The sequence below is a fragment of the Pseudoalteromonas piratica genome (assembly GCF_000788395.1).
Taxonomy (GTDB): domain Bacteria; phylum Pseudomonadota; class Gammaproteobacteria; order Enterobacterales; family Alteromonadaceae; genus Pseudoalteromonas; species Pseudoalteromonas piratica.
In genome coordinates, this window is record NZ_CP009888.1 from 16,441 (window position 1) to 39,333 (window position 22,893).

At 41.6% G+C, this 22,893-nt stretch carries 16 protein-coding genes; 7 read left to right on the forward strand and 9 right to left on the reverse strand.

Annotated elements, in window-relative coordinates:
* Positions 1-66 precede the first annotated feature (66 nt).
* From metH to metA, 3 genes are read right to left on the reverse strand one after another with little or no spacing between them, the layout of a single operon-like run.
* Complete coding sequence (gene metH, locus OM33_RS00075; RefSeq protein ID WP_038637138.1) at positions 67-2,682, reverse strand: methionine synthase; 2,616 nt, start codon at positions 2,680-2,682, stop codon at positions 67-69.
* Positions 2,683-2,690: 8 nt separating this feature from the next.
* Positions 2,691-3,746 (reverse strand): homocysteine S-methyltransferase family protein, encoded by a 1,056-nt coding sequence (locus tag OM33_RS00080; protein WP_038637141.1) that lies wholly within the window; start codon positions 3,744-3,746, stop codon positions 2,691-2,693.
* Positions 3,736-4,683, reverse strand: a complete 948-nt coding sequence (gene metA / locus OM33_RS00085; protein ID WP_038637143.1) for a homoserine O-acetyltransferase MetA — start codon at positions 4,681-4,683, stop codon at positions 3,736-3,738. The genes OM33_RS00080 and metA overlap by 11 nt, the downstream gene beginning before the upstream one ends.
* A 363-nt stretch (positions 4,684-5,046) precedes the next feature.
* Here metA and OM33_RS00090 point away from each other — a divergent pair, with 363 nt between their 5' ends.
* The 5 genes from OM33_RS00090 (at position 5,047) to OM33_RS00110 (ending at position 10,910) form a co-directional block, all read left to right on the forward strand.
* Positions 5,047-6,231, forward strand: coding sequence for a GGDEF domain-containing protein (locus tag OM33_RS00090; RefSeq protein WP_038637146.1), 1,185 nt, complete (start codon positions 5,047-5,049; stop codon positions 6,229-6,231).
* 121 nt (positions 6,232-6,352) lie between these two features.
* The gene (locus OM33_RS00095; protein ID WP_038637150.1) at positions 6,353-6,670 is read left to right on the forward strand and encodes a hypothetical protein; all 318 of its coding nucleotides are present in this window, start codon (positions 6,353-6,355) and stop codon (positions 6,668-6,670) included.
* Positions 6,660-6,911, forward strand: a complete 252-nt coding sequence (locus tag OM33_RS00100) for a hypothetical protein (RefSeq protein ID WP_038637152.1) — start codon at positions 6,660-6,662, stop codon at positions 6,909-6,911. Before OM33_RS00095 ends, OM33_RS00100 begins: the two co-directional genes overlap by 11 nt.
* A gap of 4 nt (positions 6,912-6,915) precedes the next feature.
* Complete coding sequence (locus tag OM33_RS00105) at positions 6,916-8,523, forward strand: PepSY-associated TM helix domain-containing protein (RefSeq protein ID WP_038637155.1); 1,608 nt, start codon at positions 6,916-6,918, stop codon at positions 8,521-8,523.
* A gap of 50 nt (positions 8,524-8,573) precedes the next feature.
* Entirely contained in the window at positions 8,574-10,910 is a 2,337-nt protein-coding gene (locus OM33_RS00110) for a TonB-dependent receptor (RefSeq protein ID WP_052140827.1), read from the forward strand.
* A 135-nt stretch (positions 10,911-11,045) separates the two neighbouring features.
* Here OM33_RS00110 and OM33_RS00115 read toward each other — a convergent pair whose 3' ends face one another.
* The 4 genes from OM33_RS00115 to OM33_RS00130 all read right to left on the reverse strand — a co-directional run bounded on the left by OM33_RS00115 (position 11,046) and on the right by OM33_RS00130 (position 15,669).
* The gene (locus OM33_RS00115) at positions 11,046-11,684 is read right to left on the reverse strand and encodes a 3'-5' exonuclease (protein WP_052140828.1); all 639 of its coding nucleotides are present in this window, start codon (positions 11,682-11,684) and stop codon (positions 11,046-11,048) included.
* Positions 11,684-13,522 carry a putative nucleotidyltransferase substrate binding domain-containing protein gene (locus tag OM33_RS00120; RefSeq protein WP_038637158.1) on the reverse strand — a complete coding sequence of 613 codons (1,839 nt, stop codon included), beginning with the start codon at positions 13,520-13,522 and terminating at the stop codon, positions 11,684-11,686. Before OM33_RS00120 ends, OM33_RS00115 begins: the two co-directional genes overlap by 1 nt.
* 147 nt (positions 13,523-13,669) lie before the next feature.
* Positions 13,670-15,394 (reverse strand): sodium:solute symporter family protein, encoded by a 1,725-nt coding sequence (locus OM33_RS00125; protein WP_038637162.1) that lies wholly within the window; start codon positions 15,392-15,394, stop codon positions 13,670-13,672.
* 11 nt (positions 15,395-15,405) lie between these two features.
* Positions 15,406-15,669 (reverse strand): DUF4212 domain-containing protein, encoded by a 264-nt coding sequence (locus OM33_RS00130; RefSeq protein WP_038637165.1) that lies wholly within the window; start codon positions 15,667-15,669, stop codon positions 15,406-15,408.
* Between the two features lie 372 nt (positions 15,670-16,041).
* Here OM33_RS00130 and OM33_RS00135 point away from each other — a divergent pair, with 372 nt between their 5' ends.
* Entirely contained in the window at positions 16,042-19,488 is a 3,447-nt protein-coding gene (locus OM33_RS00135; protein ID WP_038637167.1) for a PAS domain-containing hybrid sensor histidine kinase/response regulator, read from the forward strand.
* A 53-nt stretch (positions 19,489-19,541) separates the two neighbouring features.
* Here OM33_RS00135 and OM33_RS00140 read toward each other — a convergent pair whose 3' ends face one another.
* Positions 19,542-20,147 carry an outer membrane beta-barrel protein gene (locus OM33_RS00140; protein WP_038637170.1) on the reverse strand — a complete coding sequence of 202 codons (606 nt, stop codon included), beginning with the start codon at positions 20,145-20,147 and terminating at the stop codon, positions 19,542-19,544.
* A gap of 220 nt (positions 20,148-20,367) precedes the next feature.
* Here OM33_RS00140 and purU point away from each other — a divergent pair, with 220 nt between their 5' ends.
* Positions 20,368-21,201, forward strand: coding sequence for a formyltetrahydrofolate deformylase (purU, locus tag OM33_RS00145; protein ID WP_038637173.1), 834 nt, complete (start codon positions 20,368-20,370; stop codon positions 21,199-21,201).
* A gap of 210 nt (positions 21,202-21,411) precedes the next feature.
* Here the strand turns inward: purU and OM33_RS00150 are convergent, their stop codons facing one another.
* On the reverse strand, positions 21,412-22,782 hold the full coding sequence (locus OM33_RS00150) for a Gfo/Idh/MocA family protein (protein ID WP_038637176.1): 1,371 nt from the start codon (positions 22,780-22,782) through the stop codon (positions 21,412-21,414).
* Between the last annotated feature and the right edge of the window lie 111 nt (positions 22,783-22,893).

The window sequence follows — 22,893 nt, forward strand, 5'->3', positions numbered from 1 at the left end:
ATTTAGATGAAAAGGTATTGCTTGATAACAAGATTGAAAAAAGGGAGATAAGCATCTCCCTAACAATTAAAGGTTTGGCCCAAGCCAGCGCTCAGCCTCTTCAAGACTCATGCCTTGACGCAGCGCATAATCTTCAAGCTGATCTTGCTGAATTTGCGCAACGGCGAAATATTTCGAATCTGGGTGAGAAAAATACCAACCTGAAACGGCAGCACCCGGCCACATCGCATAAGAGCTTGTCAGCTTCATACCGATGCGATTTTCAACATCGAGTAATTGCCAAATTTTTTGCTTTTCAGTATGCTCTGGGCAGGCTGGATAACCTGGAGCCGGACGAATACCTTGGTAATTTTCGCGAATAAGCTCATCGTTCGATAAGTTTTCATCGGCTGCAAAGCCCCAAATCTCTTTACGCACACGCTCATGCAAATATTCAGCAAAGGCTTCCGCTAGACGGTCAGCAACAGCTTTTACCATAATCTTGTTATAGTCATCTTGCTGCTGCTCGAATACATCCGCTAAATCATCTTCTTCTAATCCGCCTGTTACCGCAAATGCACCAAAGTAATCTGGTGTACCTTTTGGCGCAATATAATCAGCTAAACAGTAGTTAGGGAAGTCTTTTTTCTCGGTTTGCTGACGTAACTGACAACTTGTCACAAGCACATCGCTGCGCGATTCATCTGAGTAAATTTCAATATCATCTTCAACACGGTTAGCCGGGAAGATACCCATTACGCCTAACGGTTGCAGCTTGTTTGATGACGCTAAATCATCCAGCATCTCGTTAGCATCTTTAAACAGTTGTTTTGCCTCTTCGCCCACAATTTCATCTTCTAAAATACGTGGGTATTTACCAGCGAGCGACCACGTCATAAAAAATGGCGTCCAGTCGATATACTCACGCAATGTCTCAATTGAGACATCTTTAAACTCTGTCACGCCAAGCTGTTTCGGCACCGGAGGCGTGTAGTTTTTGAAGTCGATTGGTGCGCTATTCGCACGAGCAGCAGCCAAGGTTACAGGTTTTGAGCGTGGACGCTTACGCGCTTGTTGCTCACGCACTTTTTCATATTCAGCCGTAGTCTTGGCTAAAAATTCTGGCTTTTGCGTTTTGCTTAACAAGCTTGACGCCACACCAACTGCACGCGATGCGTTATTTACATACACCACGCCTTTGTCATATTCCGGTTCAATTTTAACCGCAGTATGCGCTTTTGATGTGGTTGCACCACCAATAAGTAGCGGAATATCAAACCCTTGGCGTGTCATTTCTTTTGCCACATGCACCATTTCATCAAGCGATGGCGTAATCAGGCCAGAAAGACCAATAATATCGACCTTCTCTTCAATCGCTGTGCGTAAAATGGTTTCCGCAGGAACCATTACCCCAAGGTCGATCACTTCGTAGTTATTACATTGCAGTACAACACCCACAATGTTTTTACCAATATCGTGTACATCACCTTTCACGGTAGCCATTAGGATTTTTCCGTTGGATGCGCCCTCTTCTTTTTCCGCTTCAATAAACGGGTCTAGATAGGCAACCGCGCGCTTCATTACCCGCGCCGATTTAACAACCTGCGGTAAGAACATTTTACCAGCACCAAACAAGTCACCGACGACATTCATACCGTCCATTAATGGACCTTCAATTACTTGAATTGGTTTATCAGCTTGCTGGCGTGCCTCTTCGGTATCTTCGTCAATAAATTCGGTAATACCTTTAACAAGAGCATGCTCTAAACGCTTTGCAACAGGCCAGCTGCGCCATTCTAAATCTTCTTTTTTCGCTTCAACGCCTTGCCCTGAGTATTTAGGCGCAAGTTCAACTAAGCGCTCACCCGCTTCAGGGTCGGTATTTAATACTACGTCTTCAACTGCATCGCGCAGTTCTTTTGGAATATCATCGTAAACCGCAAGCTGACCGGCATTAACGATACCCATGTCCATACCCGCTTTAATCGCGTGATATAAAAACACCGAGTGAATTGCTTCACGCACCGGGTTATTACCACGAAATGAGAAGGATACATTTGAGACACCGCCCGACACTTTACAGTGCGGTAAATTTTGTTTAATGCGGCGCGTACCTTCAATAAACTCAACGGCGTAGTTGTCGTGTTCTTCAATACCCGTAGCTACCGCAAAAATATTCGGGTCAAAAATAATGTCTTCAGGCGGAAAACCTAATTGGTCTACTAGAATACGGTACGAACGCTGACAAATTTCAAATTTACGGTCGGCCGTTTCTGCTTGACCTGTTTCATCAAACGCCATAACAACCGCAGCGGCACCAAAACGCTTAATGATTTTAGCTTGCTGGATAAACGGCTCTTCACCTTCTTTAAGTGAAATCGAGTTAACGATTGCCTTACCTTGAATGCATTTTAAGCCTGCTTCAATGACATCCCACTTCGATGAGTCGACCATAATGGGTACACGAGAGATGTCTGGTTCTGACGCAATTAGATTTAAAAAGCGTACCATTGCCGCCTTTGAATCCAACATGGCTTCATCCATGTTGATATCGATAATTTGCGCGCCGTTCTCTACTTGCTCACGGGCAACTTCGAGTGCGGTTTCGTAATCTTCTTCTAGGATTAAACGTTTAAAACGGGCTGACCCCGTAACATTGGTACGTTCACCAACATTGGTAAATACTGCTGTACTGCTTGTCATGTTTGCTCCTAGTTTAAATTACAGGCTTCAAGGCCAGCTAAGCGCATGCGCACTTCAAGTTCGGGTAATTGGCGCGGTGCTACATTTTTTGTGCCTTGATACATCGCATTAATGTGCTCAGGCGTGGTGCCACAACAGCCGCCGACAATATTAATAAAGCCCGACTCAGCCCAATCAATAATCTCTTTTGCCATTTCGCCTGCTTCTAAATCGTATTCACCAAATTCGTTCGGTAGGCCTGCATTAGGGTGGACCGATACAAAGGTTTCACATACACGCGATAACTCTTCTACATATTGGCGCAATAAATCTGGCCCAAGCGCACAGTTAAGGCCAATTGAAATAGGCTTAATATGACGAATAGAATTGTAGAATGCCTCGGTTGTTTGGCCTGATAAAGTGCGGCCAGATGCATCAGTAATGGTGCCTGAAATCATTACAGGTAAAGTAACACCTGCTTGCTCAAATGCTTCTTCTACTGCAAAAGCCGCTGCTTTTGAATTAAGCGTATCGAAAATAGTCTCAATCAGAATTAAATCAGCGCCACCTTCAATCAATGCCAGCGTTGATTCAATATAGGCTTCAACAAGGGCATCAAAGGTAACGTTTCTAAAACCAGGGTCGTTTACATCTGGCGAAATAGAACAGGTTTTTGATGTTGGACCAAGCACACCGGCGACATAGCGCGGTTTAGTTGGATCTTGTGCTTCAAATTCATCACACACTTTACGCGCCAATTTTGCCGATTCAAGATTGATTTCACGACTTAAGCTTGCCATTTCATAGTCTTCCATCGAAATGGTAGTCGCGTTAAAGGTGTTGGTTTCAATAATATCAGCGCCTGCTGCAAGATATTCACGGTGAATTTGTTCAATAATTTGCGGTTGCGTTAAGCTAAGTAAGTCATTATTGCCTTTGACCAACACATGCCAATTTGCAAAGCGTTCACCACGGTAATCTTCTTCTTCCAGTTTATATTTCTGGATCATGGTGCCCATTGCACCATCAAGAATATGAATACGCGCTTTTAATGCAGCGGTTAACTGCTGTGATTTATTCGGCATAGTTGTTAGTCCTTACGTCTTGGCTGACTAAATTAATATCGTATGGCGTGGTTTGATAAACGTAGTAGTTTAACCAATTTGAAAATAATAAAAAGGCGTGGCTCTGCCAAGTTTTGCTTGGTTTAGCGCTGGCATCATCATTAGGAAAATAATTATTTGGCTTAGGCGCATTCTGATCTTTTTCTAGGTCGCGTAAATACTCTTTTTTTAAAGTATCTGCATCGTATTCTGGATGACCAGTTAAAAACACCTGCGAGCCCGATTTATTCTTAATTAAAAATGCGCCGACTTCGGGCGAACCGGCAATCACTTCAAGCTGACTGTGGTTTGCAATATCGGCTTCATTAATATGGCCATAACGGGAATGTGGTACCAAGAACTCATCATCAAAACCGCGTGTTAACGCTGCGTGTTCAAAATAGCGTTGATGTTTAAACACACCACAGAGCTTTTTCGCTTTAAGTTTGCGCTTTAAGCCATAGTGATGGAATAAGCCTGCATGAGCGGCCCAGCACGAAAACAAAGTAGACGTTACATGCTGTTCAGCCCAGTCGAAAATCTCTTTCAACTCTTGCCAATACGCAACATCGCTATATTCAAGGTGTGCCAATGGCGCGCCAGTCACAATCATGGCATCGTAATTTTCGTTTTTAACTTCTGAAAAATACTTATAGAACATATCAAGATGTTGCTCAGAGGTATTTTTGCTACGGTGAGTATCTAAACGCAGTAACTCCACATTTACCTGCAACGGCGAATTAGCCAGCAAACGAATAAACTGTACTTCAGTCTCAACCTTGTTTGGCATCAGGTTTAAAATGGCTAATCGCATTGGGCGGATCTCTTGTGTTTGCGCACGGCTTTGCGGCATTACAAACACATTTTCTTGCCTTAATGTATTAATGGCGGGCAATTGATCGCGCACTGTGATTGGCATCATTTAATCCTTATAACTGTGGAAGATTGGCTTTAACCTCAGGTATGGATAACAAATGCGCTTCTAAAGATTATTTTTACTGACTTCTGCGTTAAATGTACTAGCAATAGACTCACTATTGACGTGTAAATTTGCCTTGAATTAAGTAAAAACACCTACTAGAAGTATTAAAATTACATTTCATGGATAAAATTTTAATACTTGCACGACTTCTTATTCAAACCTGGGGCTAATTATGAACGGATAGCCGGAAATATCAAGCTCTAGATGTTTAGATGTCCAAATGATTTTTGTATTTTATCGAATTACTTCTATATTTTTAAAATACAGTGATTCATAAAATGGCCTTTTAGCCCTGTGATTATGCCTACTGATATAGAACAAAGGAATGTTATAGAACGCATAACCGATATTGTAGCGTGCTTAAATAATTGCGACTCTATTGAAAAATTTCTGCTGGATATTCATTGTATTTTACAAAAAGTAACGTACGCAGATAACTTTTACGTTGTGTTGCAAGACAATAATGAGCGCCTGACATTTCCTTACTTTCATGATGTCAAAGACGATATTGATTTTGATGCCATTCAAGGAATTGAAAAAGAGGCTCTTAACCACACTTTAACCGCTTACGCATTATCAAGTCACCAAGTCTGTAATTACCAAGCTGTTGATATTCAAAATTTAATCGATACTGGTGCAGTAAAAATGCTTGGCACTCTTCCGAAACAATGGCTCTGCTTTCCTCTCACACATCATGAGGCCTTTTTAGGAGCATTTATTATTCAGTCTTATCGCAATGAAAACGAATATGACAGCACCATAGTTGATGTGCTCTTTACCATTAGTCATGTTATTTCATCTGCCCTTAATGCATTTAAAACACAGCACGCATTAATGCATGCCAATCATAAGCTGCAAAGCTATCAATCCGAATTAGAAGCACAAGTTAGAAAACGCACTCAAGAATTAGAAAGCAGTTTATCTGACTTGAAAAAAGAGATAGTGCAACGTAAGGAGTTACAAAAAGAACTCGAACACGAATCACTTCATGATAACTTAACCGCGCTCGCTAATCGCCGGTATTTATTTCGCCAACTGGCCCAATTTAATGATAAAAATGATCGCCAACCGATTGATCTGTATTTAATGTATATGGACTTAGATGGTTTTAAAGCCATTAATGACAACTTTGGGCACCCTGTTGGTGATCAAGTGTTAGTTGAGGTCGCGAGTCGTTTAAAAAGTGCCATCAGAAGCTATGATCTGGCTGCCCGCATTGGCGGTGATGAATTTGTTATATTATTTGAAGAGCAACTATCTAAAAATCAAATTGAAACCATTTCTCAACGAATTATTGAGTCTGTCAGCAGCGCAATTAATACTGATAATGGCGACTTGAATGTTGGTATTAGTATTGGCATTGCATCGACCCACCTTAATAATGCCACACCCAATGAGTTAATTACGTTAGCCGATTCAGCTCTGTACCAAGCGAAATTTAGAGGTAAAAAGCAGTTTATTTTCTACCGAAACAGTAATGTGTAAGTAAAAAAATCAGTAATTCATTAAAATTGTTATAAATTTTTACATATTTAACAGGGTAATAGTTGCTTCGCTCAACGATAAAATTTAATATTGAATGATAATAAATATCAATTAGATTATCATGAGCTTTTTTGCAATAATCCCTATCTGGTTAGGTTGTTTAGCTGCGTATTTAGGCAGTGAAAAACAGCAGATTATTCAACATTCAATCAATAAAAAAGTCGCAAATAGTTTGTTATTAATAGGCTTTTTGATTGGTTGCTTAGTTTTTTCGCTTTCCTATGCCTTTGCATCATCACTGTTAGCTGCTGTGGTCGTATTAATGTTAGCACTGGTATGCCACACCATTTTGTCTGTTTATGTGACTCGTCCGTGGCTATTCAATGCAATGATAGTGTCGCTTCTGTGTTTAATAGCTGGAGTCAATTATGTGGTCTAAAACATTTATTGGCTTTTTATTTGGCCTGTTACTGTCGATCTCACTGGTTCTCAACTTAAATTTACTGCTACCACTTGCTGAAGATATCCGACTACTTACCGGGCTTGTTTTAGCTTTTCCTATTTGGGCTGGCGTATTGGTATGGGCTTTTGCTCACCAAAAGGCGCGTTTGGCGGCTAAACACCTTAGCTTCGTCTTAATTCCCTCTTGTTTACTAAATGCCATACTGCTGATGAGTTAATAAAATGAACAATCAAACACTCAAGTCATTAACAAATGCCCATGCATGGATTGGTTTAATTATATCAATCGTATTATTTGTCGTGTTCTTTGCTGGCTCTATCAGTTTATTTAAAGACAATATTTTGGCGTGGGAAAAGCTTCCAGTTCATGCACAGCAAATCAATGCATTGCAAAATAACGAGGTAGATTACGATAAGGTCATCGCAACGATTGCCAAAAATTACGATGTCTATGTCGACCATCGATTTTATTTATTACCACCAAATGAGCACTCACCTTTTATCGATGCTTATTTCGCTAAAAATATTACGGGCTTAGACCCTAAAACCGGCGAAGATCATACTGATGTGCATATTAGCTTAGACGCCAGAACAGGCGAGATTATTGGCGACGCTGGCAAATTTAACTACGGCAACTTTGTCTATCAGCTACATTATAATTTAGGCCTTGGCCGCATTGGCGTCTATTTTGTTGGCATAATTACATTATTTTTCTTTGTTGCTGTACTTAGTGGGCTGGTGATCCATTGGCGTAAACTGTTTAAAAACTTCTTTCAATACCGCAAAGATGGCAATAAAGATAAATGGCTAGATGCGCATAATATCATTGGCACCATGGGCCTGCCCTTTCACGTGATGTATGCCTTTACTGGATTAGTATTTAATTTAGTCATTGTTTACCAAATCTCTTACGCACTGGTTCTCTATCAAGGAGATCAGCAAAAGCTATTAGCCGCGGCAGGTTTTAATGAGCCACACCTAGCGATAACCAATCAAACTGTGCCCATTACTGGCATCAATGAATTGGAAAAAATCGCAGCGAAGGAAATGGGCGATGTTCCTGTTAATCGCGTTATGATTGAACACTTTGGTGATGAAAGTGCCGTAGCGATTTTCCAGGCTCAAAGAGCTGACAAATTTTCTACCGAAACAGAAGCGCATTATCAAATTAGCAACCAAGAATTGATATACCTAACTAAAGACAATCATAACAATGCTGTACGCAGCGGCTTAGGAGTCATTGCTCGGCTGCACTTTGGTGATTTTGCCGGTTATGGATTGCGTGTCGCATTTCTCTTAATGGGACTCGCAACTTGCTACGTCATCTTAACGGGCAATTTAATGTGGCTGGATAAACGCGCCAAGCAGCGCCACCAATCTCAACGTTCTCTGAACTTTGTTAGGCGCCTTACCAGCGGTGGCTTTATCGGTTTTATTTTTGCTATAGCGACCGGGTTTGTTGCAGCTCGCTTAGTGCCCGTGGAACTCAGTTCACGATCTGAGCTAATTGAAAACACTGTGTTTATCTCATTTTTTGTGCTACTAGTACTCGCCCAATTTATCAACAATCAAGTTAAGTTTAGTCAGTATGCGTTACAACTAAGCGGTGGGTTATTTGCCTTTGTTATTTTGCTTGACTGGACATTGCTGGCAAGCGGCACTCGCAACATAATTGCATACGGTAATTTTGATATTTTAATTACTGAGCTGCTTTTGTTATTGCTGGCTCTAATATGTTTTTTCGCAGCAAATAAAGTTGCCAAAAAACACACTGTCAAAAAAACAGAAACCTCTTCCCAATCAGACTTTTCCGTTCAAGTCGCTAAGTAAATTAGCGACTGTTTTTTTATTATCTCTACAACTTATATTCTGAGGACTATATGTTTGCTGTAAAACATAGAAAACAGGCTGTATCTAACGCAGTAAAAATCGCGCTTGCAACCAGCTTAGCCATCTCACCTTTAGCTTTTGCTGAAGACGAAAATGATATTGAAAAAATTATCGTTACTGGTCAAAAAATTGATCGTACCTTGCAAGAAACACCAACCAGTGTTGCAGTGATTACCAACAAAATTCTTGAAGAACAAAAACTCAACGATTTATATGATGCGCTTTCTGTAATCCCAAATGTGACTGGTGAAGTAGGGGTCGGTGGTTTTACTATTCGTGGCATCGATTCATTTAATGTATCCGGTGGCGGCAATAGTTTTTTAACCAGTGTGTACGTTGATGGCGCGCCTTTACCCATGCGCGAGATCCAACAAGGGGGCTTTTCTACTTGGGATGTAAGTCAAGTAGAGGTATTACGAGGTCCACAATCTACATTACAAGGTCGTAATGCGCTAGCTGGCGCGATAGTTGTAAACACCTACGATCCAAGCTATGAATACAGTGCTAAGGGCCGTGTTATTTTAGGTGAAAATGGACAACAAGAGTTTGCATTAGCCGCAGGCGGTAGTTTAGTTGAGGATTTACTCGCATTTCGTTTTACGGCAGAAGATAGAAACTTTGATGGTGTCAATACCAATACTAGTCGCAATAATGAACATTCAGATTTTTCTGATTCGAGTCTTTATCGGTTCAAATTATTATTTGAGCCAATAGACGACTTTTCAGCAATTTTAAGCTACACAAAAACAGAAACTGAAATGGGGGTGCTTTGGGCTGATGCTCACCCAACGCTTGCCAAAGACCATCGTAAAGTGAGTTTTAACGATCCCACGTGGGAGTTTACCGACTCAGATTTATTCGTGTTAGATCTTGATTACTACCTCAACGATATTTGGTCAGTTCAAGCTATCACAACCTATTCTGATATGACCTATGGCTACGAATGGGATGGTGATGCATCTCCAGAGCCACAAGCACGCTTATTTGACGACCGTTCCGATGTGACTTTTACACAAGAACTGAAAGTTACATTTGAATACGATAACCTAAAGGGAATTATTGGGGCATATTATTCTGACCTTGAAGTAAAAGATGTCGCAATTGGTAACCGTAGCATTACCCTTGCTCAACTGGGCGTACCTAAATTACTTGTAGCGCCGCCTGAATTTGGTGGTTTGGGTTTGGCTAACGCACTCGCAGAGCAAGTGCTTGGGCTTTATGCGCCTGTAAACCCTGTGCTATTAGATACTTACTCTAACTTTAATAGCCAAGTAACAAACAATGCACTTTTTGCCGATGTAACTTATCGAATTAACGATAAGTTTGACGTCTTTGCTGGCTTACGTTGGGATCGTGAAAAGCAATCAAATGAGAACGAACAAGAATACGGAATTGGCAATGCCGATTTACTGCCTAACCCTGCTGATTACGCATTCAACCCAATGCTTGCACAACTGATTGGCGGACTTAATGGGCAGCTGCTGGGAATGGCCGCACAAGCGTCTCAGCAAGAACCATTAACATCTGAAACCTTCAGCGAATTTTTACCGAAACTGGGCGCTAGCTATCATTTCAATGACACCATTACGACCAGCTTTATTTATCAGCAAGGTTACCGTTCTGGCGGAGTGGGTACTAATGTTGCCCGCGCAGAGACTTTTGTTTATCAACCAGAATTTACCGACAACTATGAGCTTTCGTTTCGTTCAACTTGGCTTGATGGCACGCTAGTAGCCAATGCCAACCTGTTTTATCTCGACTGGCAAGATCAACAGGTTAATGTGCAGTTGTCAGGTAATCAATATGATCGCAAAACGACCAATGCGGGTCAGTCTGAAGTAAAAGGCTTTGAACTAGAGTTTTTCTACTTTCCGACAAATTACCTAACACTTACAGCCGGTTTTGGCCGTGCAAAAACCGAGTTTAAAGAGTTTATAGTTGAGATCCCAGGTGAAGCAACGCTTGATTTGGCTGGACAATCGTTTGCTGACGCCCCTGAGTGGACAGCTAACCTTGCGGCAACTTACCGCACCGAGTTTGGTTTATATTTATCGGCTGATGCCAATTATCAAGACAGTTCGCTCGCAGATACGACCTACCAAACAAGTTCTGAAATGCGCGCACTTTGGGGACAAGACTATATTCCCAAGAATGATGCTCGTACGCTGATAAATGCGCGTATCGGCTACCAATGGGAACACTACGATATTCAACTTTCTGCTAAGAACTTAACGGATAAAGTCTATGACGCGCGCGGTGCGCGAAGCAATAATAAAACCCTGGGTCAGCCACGTCAGATAAGTTTAAGCTTTACCGCAAGCTTTTAACTATTTGGCTAACAACGTGATTGGCTGATTTAAGTAGCGGCATAGTAGCAAAGGTCACGAGCATTGCTCACTCTTTCGAATTAAGCCAAAAAGCGAATCAATAATTTAGAAGGGAAGCGTGAAAGCTTCCCTTTTTTACATCAAGTGTTTTATTAATAACGGCTTACCGCGACTTATTTGATTTGCTTGCGCTAAGAACAATTCAGCGGTCGCCATTGCATCCGTTAACGCATTGTGACAACTGTACTCGGGTAAGCGGTAACGTTCGCGGCAATTGTTTAAAGTGAGACTATCTTGTGCAATCACTTGGCCTTGCCTTGCTAAGCGTTTATGCTCGATTTGCATGGTATCAAGAATCGCAAGCGGCTTATGTAACAAGCCTGCTTTATTAAACGCTAGACGTAAGAATGACCAGTCTAATTCTTGATTATGAAAAATAAGTATTTTGTCATCAATCAGTTCATTTAATATCTTAAGTGCCTCATTTAATGGCACTCCTTCAGCTAAGGTGTCACTGTCAATGCCATGAAAAACCGGGCTTTGATTTAAGTTGTTTACTTGGTTATTGATAAAATGCTGGCAACTGCCAATTTGAATGCGTTGATGGCTAATCGGCACCCATGCAATCGAGACAATTTCATCTTGCTTTGCATTAAGCCCTGTCAGTTCTAAATCAATGACTAAATAATCGGTTTTAAAACAGTTGGCTTTTAATATATCAGCGTCTTTTTCTGGCAACACAAAAAAACGCTTAATTGATTCAAATAGCCCCATTACAAACTTCCTCTGGCAAATTTAAACGCCACAGCTTGCTGCGCTTGTTTAATTAAATAAAACGCCTCTTTAAGCTGGTGACGTTCAAGGGAAGTTAAATCTTCAGGATCAATACAGTTAGCTGGTAAGCCCTTTTGTTGTAACTGCACATTTAGGCGCAATTGAGTGAGATAGCGCCAACAATCTTTTAAATCATAAATGTCTGATTTATTCACATCTTGCTTTTTAGAAAGCGCACTTAAGCGTTCCAAAGTATTGGCCGCCGTAATATTGTGATGCAGGGCATAAAGGCGAACAATATCGTTAATAATTGCCACACCACGCTTTTTCAAATCTAGAAAAGTATGCTTTTGTTGCGTTTTCTCTAGTTTAAACTGATTAAATAAGCCTATAGGAACAGAATTGGCGTTGATATCTGTCGCCATTGATGCAAAAAATATCTGGTTTTTAGTGGTTGTTAAAATGCCTTCACTAAACGACTCATAAAGGCTTTCTGAGCCTTCAACAAAACGAATATCAAAAAAGATTTTACAGTTTAAAATGGCCTGTGGTGAAGGGCTTTTAATCCACGCACTAAACTGATTTAGCCACCCTGAAAGTCCCATTCGGCAATTATCTCGACTGGCCATAATGCCACCCGGACACTCTTTAATACCGCATGCAATCAGGTTGTCACAAACAAACTCTCCAAGCGCTTTAAAATAATCCAGTTGTGGCTGTGTAAGATTATCTGGCAGCAATAAGCCGTTGTCTTGATCTGAATGTAAGGTTTGTTCTTCGCGTGCTTGTGAGCCAAAGCATATCCAACTAAATGGGGTGGGCGCGTTACCATGTTGTAGCTGAAACAGCTGTATCAACCGCGCGGTCATAGCATCGGTAATACCACTGAGTAATTTACCAATTAAACTTGTATCCTCTACCCTGTCTGAAAATCCTTTTAATAACTCAGGCACTTCTAATGCATAACGTTTGATATCGGCAACACTATCAGCTTTATATATTCGACCAATTAACTGCACAGGATCGGATTTTTGCTGACGTAACAAGTCTGTTGCGGTGATCATACCTATCGGGTGGTGATGTTCATCCAGCACAGGTAAATGGTGAATATTTTGCTTTAGCATTAAATGAAACGCAGAAAATACCCGATTATGTTCAAACACGTGTTTTGGATTTGAAGTCATAATGGTTGCAACAACATCATTGGGGCTTCGCCCCTCAGCAAGCACACGATTACGCAAATCGCGATCGGTAATTACCCCCACCAGCTTTTTATTTTCGGTAATCATTAACGATGACACACCAAACTGGCTCATGGTTCTTGCCGCATCTGCGATCTTAGTCTCTGGATCAGCCGTCACTGCGCCTTGCTTCATAATTTCGCAAATGCGTTTACTTGACCAATCATCACTGCGTTTTTTGTAGTTAACACTTAATAATCGATTGGCATGGGCACGCACAAAATACTGGGCAAACGCTTTGTAATGTTCACGTAAATAATCCCAATGTACTTGGCTTAACAGATACACGATGCCTTCGTTCTGAACTTCTAAGCGATTGCTAATTGGCTCGCCCGTTAGTAACGACGGGTAGCCAAAGTAATCACCTTCACTTAAGCGCGCAACTACCTCACCACTGCTGTCGAGAATGTCATAAAGACCCGAGCGAATTAAAAATAGGCAAGGTGAATTTGAGTTTAACCATTGGTTTTGATTTTCAGGGGTTAAATAAACTGCTTCTAGACTTTTAATAAAGTATTCAGTGGCACTCGCCTCAAGATCGCAAAAGGGTGCTTGAGCCTGAATAAAACGCCCGACTTCATTTAGCTCTAATGCCATGGTAACTCTCCTTAACTGTGCCCAGCCTATCACCGTGAAAGAGGCTAAAAATAACCTAGGCTGTCTTTTGACTCTAGCAGAGCATTAAGCAAAAAAAAGCCCGACTATAGTCGGGCATTGAGGGTTATATTTGATTTAACTCAAAGATTAGTGAGCATGTGCTGCACTTGAACCTTTCGGGTTACGAATATCTTCAACCATTTGCTGAATTTCTTCAGGTGCTTCAGAGGTTAATTTACATACTAAGAATGCAACACCGAAGTTTACTAGCATGCCAATTGTGCCAATACCTTCTGGTGAGATACCGAATAACCAATTATCAGCTACGTTCGCGCCTGGGTTTACAAACTTGAAGTAAATGATATAGCCCGCAGTAAATACGATACCCGAAATCATACCAGTGATTGCGCCTTCTTTATTCATACGCTTAGAGAAGATACCCATTAATAGCGTAGGGAAGAAGCTCGAAGCGGCTAAACCAAAGGCGAATGCCACAATTGCTGCTACGTACCCCGGCGGATTAATACCGAAGTAAGCGGAGATTGAAATCGCTATCATAGCGGCAAGTCGCGCGGCAATAAGCTCTTGCTTATCACTGATATTTGGCTTCAAGGTACGTTTAAGTAAATCATGCGATACTGAGGTTGAAATAACCAGTAGTAAGCCCGCAGTTGTTGATAGTGCCGCAGCAATACCACCCGCAGCAACGAGTGCAATCACCCAAGCTGGTAAGTCAGCAATTTCTGGGTTTGCAAGTACCATGATATCACGGTCAATCTTAACTTCGTTTGCACTGTTAGGATCTTCCATTTTACCCGCTGAATACTGCATTTTGCCATCGCCATTCTTATCGTTGAATGTGATTAAGCCTGTGCGTTCCCAGTTTTTAACCCAAGTTGGTGCTTCTGCGTATTCTGTACCGCTGCCGTCTTTACCATTAATTGTATCAATTAGGTTTACACGAGCGAACGAAGCAACTGCTGGTGCTGTAGTGTAAACAATCGCAATGAATACTAATGTCCATGCCGCTGAAATACGCGTGTCTTTTACTTTTGGTACAGTGAAGAAACGAACAATTACGTGAGGAAGACCCGCAGTACCTACCATTAACGCAGCAGTAATTGCGAATACATCGATCATCGATTTAGACCCTTCGGTGTATTGGGCAAACCCGAGTTCGGCACTGAGTCCATCGAGCTTATCAAGTACATACATGCCTGAACCGTCAGTTAGTGTTGCACCAAAACCAGTTTGCGGTAGAACGTGACCTGTCATCATCAATGAGATGAAAATTGCAGGTACTAAGTATGCAAATACAAGCACACAGTACTGCGCTACTTGCGTATACGTGATGCCTTTCATACCACCTAATACTGCGTAGAAGAATACGATTACCATACCAATGTAAACACCAGTTTCGATATCAACTTCTAAGAAACGAGAGAATACAACACCAACACCACGCATTTGACCGGCAATGTAAGTAAAGCAGATGAAGATTGCACAGATAACCGCTACCGTACGCGCTGTTTGCGAGTAATAACGGTCACCAATGAAATCTGGCACAGTAAATTTACCAAACTTACGTAAGTAAGGTGCTAAACACAGTGCAAGTAGAACATAACCACCTGTCCAACCCATGAGGTAAACACCACCGTCGTAACCAACGAATGAAATAATACCCGCCATAGAAATAAATGATGCAGCACTCATCCAGTCAGCCGCAGTTGCCATACCATTTGCAACAGGTGGTACACCCCCGCCAGCAACATAGAATTCTTTCGTTGATCCCGCACGTGCCCAAATTGCAATGGCAATATACATTGCAAAACTTGCACCTACGATAATAAAAGTTAGCGTTTGAACGTCCATTATTATTCTCCTTACTCGTCAACGCCGTACTTTTTGTCTAACGCAGACATCTTGTTCACGTAAACAAAAATCAGGGCAACAAAGGTATAAATGGCGCCCTGCTGAGAGAACCAGAAACCTAATTTAAAACCAAAGAAACGGATTTCGTTAAGCGCATCGACAAATAAAATGCCGCAACCATACGCAACGACAAACCATACAGCTAAAAGCTTAAGCACCAGCGAAAGGTTTTCCGCCCAATATGCTTTGGCTTGATCATTATCTTTAAAAGCCATTTTTATATCCCCTAGTCATGCAAAATTGCACGTTAATTAATCGTCATCATTGACTCTAGCAACGCAAAGGCAAGATTAAAGTGCGACCTTAGTCGTAACATTTTGTTAACTTGAACAGATGACGAGTGGGATTATTCAGCGCTTAAAAAACTAAAGTGAGCAATATCAGGGCTTTCAAGGAGTTTTGGGTTACGTTTACGTAAACGTAACAATTGTTTTTGGGTTATGTTTACGACATTAGTCGAATAAGCTGAGAAAGATCCGTTTTGGCTTATTAAATTCAAGCGCTTACAGTCAATTTAATAGGTATGCACAGTTTCATAAAAAAGTGATAAATTACCTTAACTTTCAAAAATAATAATAAGAGTACCTATGACAATCGCGCTGATTTTTGTTGCTTTAGCTTATATTGGTGTGCTGTTTTGGCTCGCTAATTGGGGTGATAAAACCACACCACTGGCAAAAAAGATTAGTCACCACCCGTTTGTTTATTCTTTTGCTTTAGGTATTTATTGTACTTCTTGGACGTTTTACGGGGCAGTAGGAACCGCTGCTAACTCAGGCTGGAGTTACCTGCCCATTTTACTCGGCCCTTCCCTATTATTTATTTTTGGTCATAACTTTTTACGCAAAATGATTTTGGTAAGTAAAAAGCAAAATATTACTACCATTGCCGACTTTATTTCCGCTCGCTACGGTAAACGCCAACTAACCGCTATTTTAGTTACCTTTATAGCGTTACTCGCGACTATCCCCTATATCGCACTGCAACTTAAAGCGCTCAGCACAAGTTTTGTATTACTGCAAAATAATAGCGAAATTTCAGGCAGTATGATGGCGTTAATTGGTACCTTGCTTATGGCCATCTTTGCAATTTTCTTTGGTACACGCAAAGTAGACGTGACCGAGTATCGCTCTGGGTTAATGCTTGCCGTTGCCTTTGAATCAATCGTAAAACTCTTTGCCCTCGCAGCTGTAGCAGGCCTTTCCTATTATGTGTTCACGCATTACCAAGACGGCATGTGGGAATATTTTACGAACCAAATATCCTTTGGTCAGTGGCAAAAAGAAGACTTTTTTAGCTTCAATTTTGTTGCCCAATCATTGATGGCAGCAGCAGCGGTAATCTGCCTTCCCCGTCAATTTCATGTAACGGTGGTCGATAACCAAGATATTAATCATTTAAAAACTGCACGTTGGGCGTTTCCACTTTATTTGTTACTTACCGCGGGCATTATTATTCCTATCGCCACAGCTGCAATGCACCCGCAAATTGGTGGCAGCGCGGCTGCAGATAGCTTTGTTTTAGCCTTACCACTTGCTCAGCAAAGTGCGTTTTTATCAACCTTTGTGTTTATTGGTGGTTTATCTGCGGCCACTGCGATGATTGTCGTTGCAACACTGACTCTCAGTACCATGATCTCAAATGATGTTGTGTTACCACTAATGCTGCGCCGTAAATTTAAACGCAACCTCATCACCACCAGCTACAAGCGCCGTATTTTACTTACCCGTCGTTTTACCATTGCTGCAATATTAGGGCTTTCTTACCTTTACCAACAATTATTTGGTAACCAAGCCGCTCTTGCCAGTATGGGCCTCGTTGCCTTCTCCTTGGTAACCCAGTTAATTCCAGCTGTTGTAGGCGGTTTGTATTGGCGTAAAGGCCATGCCTATGGTGTTTATGCAGGGTTATTAGCGGGCTTTGCTTGCTGGATGCTCTATTTGATGCTGCCTTTGTTTGAAGGTGCCGTTATCACAGACAGTGCGATGCAACAAAGTGTCATTACGCAAGGTACCTTTGTCGCGCTGATTGCCAATGTAATTTGTTATATCACCTTTTCACTTGGCGCTAACGAACGTTTAGTTGATCGCATTCAGGCTGCAGCATTTGTTAATCCAAAAGAACAATTAAAACTTGATAAACATCACAGCAAACAAATAAATGCCACGGTTTACGACTTAAAAGTGCTACTGCAAACCTTTTTAGGTATTCAACGTTCAAAACAACTTATTGTTCGTTACACCATGAAGCACGACTTTGCAGACGACAACGATACACCCACCAGTGATTTTGTCGATTTTTGTGAAAGAGCACTCACAGGGGTACTCGGCGCATCTTCTGCACGCGTATTAATAGGTGCGGTTATTTCTGGCAAACAAATGGCATTTGAAGAGGTCGTTAACTTCTTTGATGAAACCACCCAAGCGATTCAGTTCAATCAAAACCTACTTTTTACTTCGTTAGAAAATCTCAGCCACGGTATTTCGGTAGTTGATCGCAACTTAAAATTGGTTGCCTGGAACCGGCGCTACACTGAACTCTTTGAATACCCTGAGGGCTTTTTAGAAGTAGGACAACCCATTGAAGAAGTAATTCGTCATAATGTCAGCAAAGGCGAATGTGGACCAGGTGAAATTGATGCGCAGGTACAAAAGCGTGTACAACATTTACGTAATGGCACGTCGCATCACTTTATTCGCCGAAGACGTAATGGCCAAGTCATCGAAATGATTGGTAATCCATTGCCCGATGGTGGTTTTGTAACTTGCTTTTCAGATATTACAACACACATTGAAACCCAGCATGCACTGGAAGAGGTCAATATCGATCTGGAAAATCGGATTGAAGCGCGGACCTTAGAAATTCGCTCGATCAATGAAGATTTAGAAGCACAGATCGAAAAACGTATCGAGACGGAAAAACAACTTAATCAGGCAAAGCTTGAAGCTGAAAAAGCCAATGATAGTAAAACCCGCTTTTTAGCCCTAGCCTCGCACGATATTTTACAACCACTTAATGCAGCGCGACTTTATTTAGCCGCTGTTGACCAAACAGAGCTTTCAGAAACGAATTTAGGCACCATGGAAAAGTTAGGTGATAGCTTAGATTCAACCGTACACTTGATGTCAGGGTTACTTGAAATAGCCAAGTTAGAACAAGGGGCAATGAAGCCAACACCTCGCCACTTCCCTATTAATGATATTTTAGGGCCACTTGCAAATGAATACATTATTTTAAGTAAAGAAAAGGGGCTTGATTTTAAAGTGCGCACTAACAACGCAATAGTGCATGCCGATACCACCTATTTGCGCCGAATTATACAAAACCTCGTGTCAAATGCCGTGAAATACACTGAAACAGGTAAAGTATTAGTTGCTTGTCGCAAGCGCAAACACGACCTCAGAATAGAAGTTTGGGATACCGGCCCTGGCATTAGCGAAGTCGAACAAGCCAAAGTATTTAATGACTTTTACCGTATTGAAGCCAGTGATAATAAAGGTCTAGGTTTAGGGTTAGGTGTTGTAAAACGTATGGCCGATTTAATGTCATTAAAGTTAGAATTAAAATCAACGCCAAATAAAGGCAGTTGTTTTGCCATTGAAGTGCCTTATGGTGATATTAAACTGGTGCAAGAAAAAGCTACCAACAAAGTGATTTTAGATAATAAACAAACGCTTAATGTGTTGGTCGTTGACGACGAACAAGAAAACTTGGATGCGATGGGCACCTTAATGACTAAATGGGGTTGCCGTTATACCGCATTTAATTTAGTCGATGACGTATTAGCCCATGCCAAGCAAGCTGCTGCACCTGATTTAATTTTAATGGATTTCCAGCTTAGCCATGAAATAAATGGCGTTGACTTGATTGAGCAATTGCGAAGTGATTGGCAAGCTGAGATCCCTGCGGTACTAATTACGGCGGTAAGAGATGATGAACTCAAGCGAAGTACCAAAGAAAAGGCTATTCACTATTTGAGTAAGCCAGTGAAACCGGCAAAATTAAAGGCATTAATAAAACATACCAGCCGTTAGTTTTACAAAAAAACAATCTAATGCGTCGGCGTTTTACCGACGCATTCTTGCATTTAGAATTGGTAATTAACACCAACACCAAAAGTCACAGAGTCTAAATCACCCATATCAAAGTACTGCACGCCCGCATCCATTCCTAAGCCAAAATCCCATGCATACTGCCAACCAGCTTCTAGGTAAACACCTGTACCAGAATCCTCAAGTAATAGTCTGTCATCGCGCAAAATTTCATAGTCATAAATATTTGCACCTAGTTTAGCGTAAAGGCTGTTGCGTTTTGATAGTGGAATAGCTGCTTTACCTGCAAGCACAAGGCTGGTTACTTCCAACTCATCTGCACCAATACCAAACATTGAGTCGTTGCGATCGCGACAGGTAAATCCATTATCAAAATCTTCACACTCCCAATCGCTGGCATCAAAACCAAAATTTAATCCCACTTCCAGTGATAACGTTTGATTCAATTTATAGTTGTAGTAAGAATAAAAGTTCGTGTAATCCTCATCTGGTGAACTCTTAAGCTCAACATTACCAACGGCAATTTTACCGCCAAAAGTATGTCTTTTTAGCTCGTTGTGTTCAGTGCTATTTGCAACAGCTACGGTTGATGAAATAAGCGAAAGTGCTACCAGTGCACGCGCAATTTTTGTAACGGCCATTGTTGTGCTTCCTTTTCAAAATAAGACTGCTGCTAGTGTAGAGTGTTACCTTCCTAAAATGTGTAAGTAATTGTCAGAAATGGTTAGCGCTAATTAAAGGTTTTACTTATCCATAAAACGCCCGTTAAAAAGAAAATTAAATATTTATATTTTTTATTGATTACATAACAGATATATATAAATATACACCCATTACTTTTGCTGTCTGGGATAAGGAACCATGAAAAAAGTACTGCTTGCAGAATGCCCTGATGAACCGGGACTCATCGCTAAAATTACGAGTTTATGTTTTGAACATAAACTGAATATTATTCGCAATGATGAATTTGTTGACCGCGATAATCATCGCTTTTATATGCGCACAGCACTGCAAGGTGATTTTGACAATAGCGACCTTGTTGCGCAACTAAAACACATTTTGCCTGATGGCACGAAAGTCAGTTTAAAAGGCGAAGAAAAAGCCAAAGTAGTGTTACTCGCCACTAAAGAGGCACACTGTTTAGGTGGCGTATTGTTAAAATGCTTTGAAAATGCAATGAATGTTGAGATCCAAGCGGTGATCGCAAACTACCCGGATTTAGAGCCTTTAGTAACCGGTTTTGATATCCCTTTTTATTGCATTAGCCATGACGGCCTATCGCGTGAGCAACACGACGCAAAAGTGGCTGAAAAAATTAACGAGTTTAACCCTGATTTAATCGGCCTTGCCAAGTATATGCGTATTTTAAGCCCTGAGTTTGTTGCACAGTTCAGCGGTAAAATCATCAATATTCACCACTCGTTTTTACCCGCCTTTATTGGTGCAAAACCCTACCATCAAGCATTTCAACGCGGCGTGAAGATGATTGGTGCCACCGCCCATTTTGTAACCGATGAACTCGACGAAGGCCCGATCATCGAACAAGATATTTGCCACGTAAACCACGCACAAAACGCCGAAAAGCTAGCCGCACTTGGCCGCGATGTAGAAAAAAACGTATTCTGCCGCGCCCTGCAATGGGCCGCTGAACAACGGATATTTATTAATGGTAATAAAACAGTGGTGTTTAAGTAACTATTCCAAATAATTGCTTCAATGTTAATCCTTAGCACTGATTAATATTCGATACATTATTTTTCGCACTGGTGACGGCAGCCAAAGGGGGGCCGGCGTTAGCCCCCTTTTGGCTGCTGTCGCCAGCGCGACAAAAATGAACAAGAGGACGTCATGGATGGCGTTAGATAAATGCAGGGAAGCAATCACACCTTCCCTGCTTAAAAATAGTTAAACCGTCACTATCCCTAGCGGCTCTGCACTTTGCCATGCACCACGCGTAAAGTCTGGAATATCTACTGACTTCGCACGATTATTAAGTGACTCAGCACTGAGTGGGCTAATCACCGACCATGCCGCGCCATCATAAACATCTTGATCGAGTGGCTCGCCATTACGTAGGCAGTAAATCATTCGCCAGAACATTAAGAAGTCCATGCCGCCGTGACCGCCATTGCGCTCGGCTTCTTTACCCATTTTCACCCACAGTGGGTGGTCGTATTTGTTATACCAAGACTGCATATCGTAATCCCATTCGTGGAAATTACCACTGCCACCCTCTTCTAACGCGATGCGATTTGGGAAACCGGCAAATACACCGTTGGTGCCTTGAATAAGATTGTGGCGAGAATACGGGCGTGGCGTTGTGGTATCGTGCTGAACCATAATAGTGCGGCCTTTCACTGTTTTAATCAGTGTGGTGCTCATATCACCGTTGATGTATTTGAGTTGATTGCGCTGATGGTCAGCAGGAAATTCTTTTTGAGCATAAAGTGCACGCCCAAGTGCCGGTGAACTCATTGAGGTTAAATAATCAAAACGATCGCCACGGTTAATATTCATGTATTGTGACACAGGACCTAAACCATGAGTGGGGTATAAATTACCATTACGCTTTGCATGCCAGCCTGTGCGCCACGAACCTGTTTTAGTTTCAAGTTCTTTCATTTGCCAACGCAGTTCATGAATATAAGCCGCTTCACCGTGAAGCAACTCGCCAAATACCCCTTGGCGAACCATGTTGAGTACCATCAGCTCATCACGGCCATAGTTTACGTTTTCCATCATCATACAGTTCTTTTGCGTGCGCTCAGCTGTATTAACAATGTCCCACATTTCTTCTACTGTGGTGGCAAGCGGCACTTCTACAAAGGCGTGTTTACCGCTTTCCATCGATTCAATAGCCATTGGTGCATGCCACTTCCAAGGCGTTGAAATAATAACAATATCGATATCTTGTCGGTTGAGCATATCGCGATAAGCGTATTCACTATTTCCGTACAAGGCAGGTTGTTTATGGCCATTATCTGTTAAGAATTTTGCTGAGCGCTCAAGCACCTCTTGGTGGTTATCACAAATTGCGACAATTTCAGCACCTTCAATATGGCTCATGCGCTTAACGTGGCCGTAACCACGCTGCCCTACACCAATAAAACCAACGCGTACCACATCCATTTTAGGCGCTATGAGGCCTATTACGTTTTTACCTTGTTGTTTAACTGAGGTTACTTGATTATTTGAACTGGCACACGCTGCGGTTAACCCCGCTGCTGCAGTGACTGTTGCTGCTTTTAAAAAGCCGCGACGATCCATTTTTTTCATCTGTGTTTCCTTTGAACGTACTTTCTTTTTTTGTTATTTGATCGCATTGCTTATTTCAGGGGGAACAATGGAACAACTAAATACATAACTTTAAAAACAAAAAAGGCAGCT

What these genes read in the sequence shown, in the direction of transcription:
- OM33_RS00080 (WP_038637141.1), bottom strand. Translation starts at nt 3,746, where the DNA reads ATGCCGAATAAATCACAGCAGTTAACCGCTGCATTAAAAGCGCGTATT.
- OM33_RS00095 (WP_038637150.1), top strand. Translation starts at nt 6,353, where the DNA reads ATGAGCTTTTTTGCAATAATCCCTATCTGGTTAGGTTGTTTAGCTGCG.
- OM33_RS00120 (WP_038637158.1), bottom strand. Translation starts at nt 13,522, where the DNA reads ATGGCATTAGAGCTAAATGAAGTCGGGCGTTTTATTCAGGCTCAAGCA.
- metH (WP_038637138.1), bottom strand. Translation starts at nt 2,682, where the DNA reads ATGACAAGCAGTACAGCAGTATTTACCAATGTTGGTGAACGTACCAAT.
- metA (WP_038637143.1), bottom strand. Translation starts at nt 4,683, where the DNA reads ATGCCAATCACAGTGCGCGATCAATTGCCCGCCATTAATACATTAAGG.
- OM33_RS00135 (WP_038637167.1), top strand. Translation starts at nt 16,042, where the DNA reads ATGACAATCGCGCTGATTTTTGTTGCTTTAGCTTATATTGGTGTGCTG.
- OM33_RS00150 (WP_038637176.1), bottom strand. Translation starts at nt 22,782, where the DNA reads ATGAAAAAAATGGATCGTCGCGGCTTTTTAAAAGCAGCAACAGTCACT.
- OM33_RS00115 (WP_052140828.1), bottom strand. Translation starts at nt 11,684, where the DNA reads ATGGGGCTATTTGAATCAATTAAGCGTTTTTTTGTGTTGCCAGAAAAA.
- OM33_RS00090 (WP_038637146.1), top strand. Translation starts at nt 5,047, where the DNA reads ATGCCTACTGATATAGAACAAAGGAATGTTATAGAACGCATAACCGAT.
- OM33_RS00105 (WP_038637155.1), top strand. Translation starts at nt 6,916, where the DNA reads ATGAACAATCAAACACTCAAGTCATTAACAAATGCCCATGCATGGATT.
- OM33_RS00140 (WP_038637170.1), bottom strand. Translation starts at nt 20,147, where the DNA reads ATGGCCGTTACAAAAATTGCGCGTGCACTGGTAGCACTTTCGCTTATT.
- OM33_RS00110 (WP_052140827.1), top strand. Translation starts at nt 8,574, where the DNA reads ATGTTTGCTGTAAAACATAGAAAACAGGCTGTATCTAACGCAGTAAAA.
- OM33_RS00130 (WP_038637165.1), bottom strand. Translation starts at nt 15,669, where the DNA reads ATGGCTTTTAAAGATAATGATCAAGCCAAAGCATATTGGGCGGAAAAC.
- OM33_RS00125 (WP_038637162.1), bottom strand. Translation starts at nt 15,394, where the DNA reads ATGGACGTTCAAACGCTAACTTTTATTATCGTAGGTGCAAGTTTTGCA.
- OM33_RS00100 (WP_038637152.1), top strand. Translation starts at nt 6,660, where the DNA reads ATGTGGTCTAAAACATTTATTGGCTTTTTATTTGGCCTGTTACTGTCG.
- purU (WP_038637173.1), top strand. Translation starts at nt 20,368, where the DNA reads ATGAAAAAAGTACTGCTTGCAGAATGCCCTGATGAACCGGGACTCATC.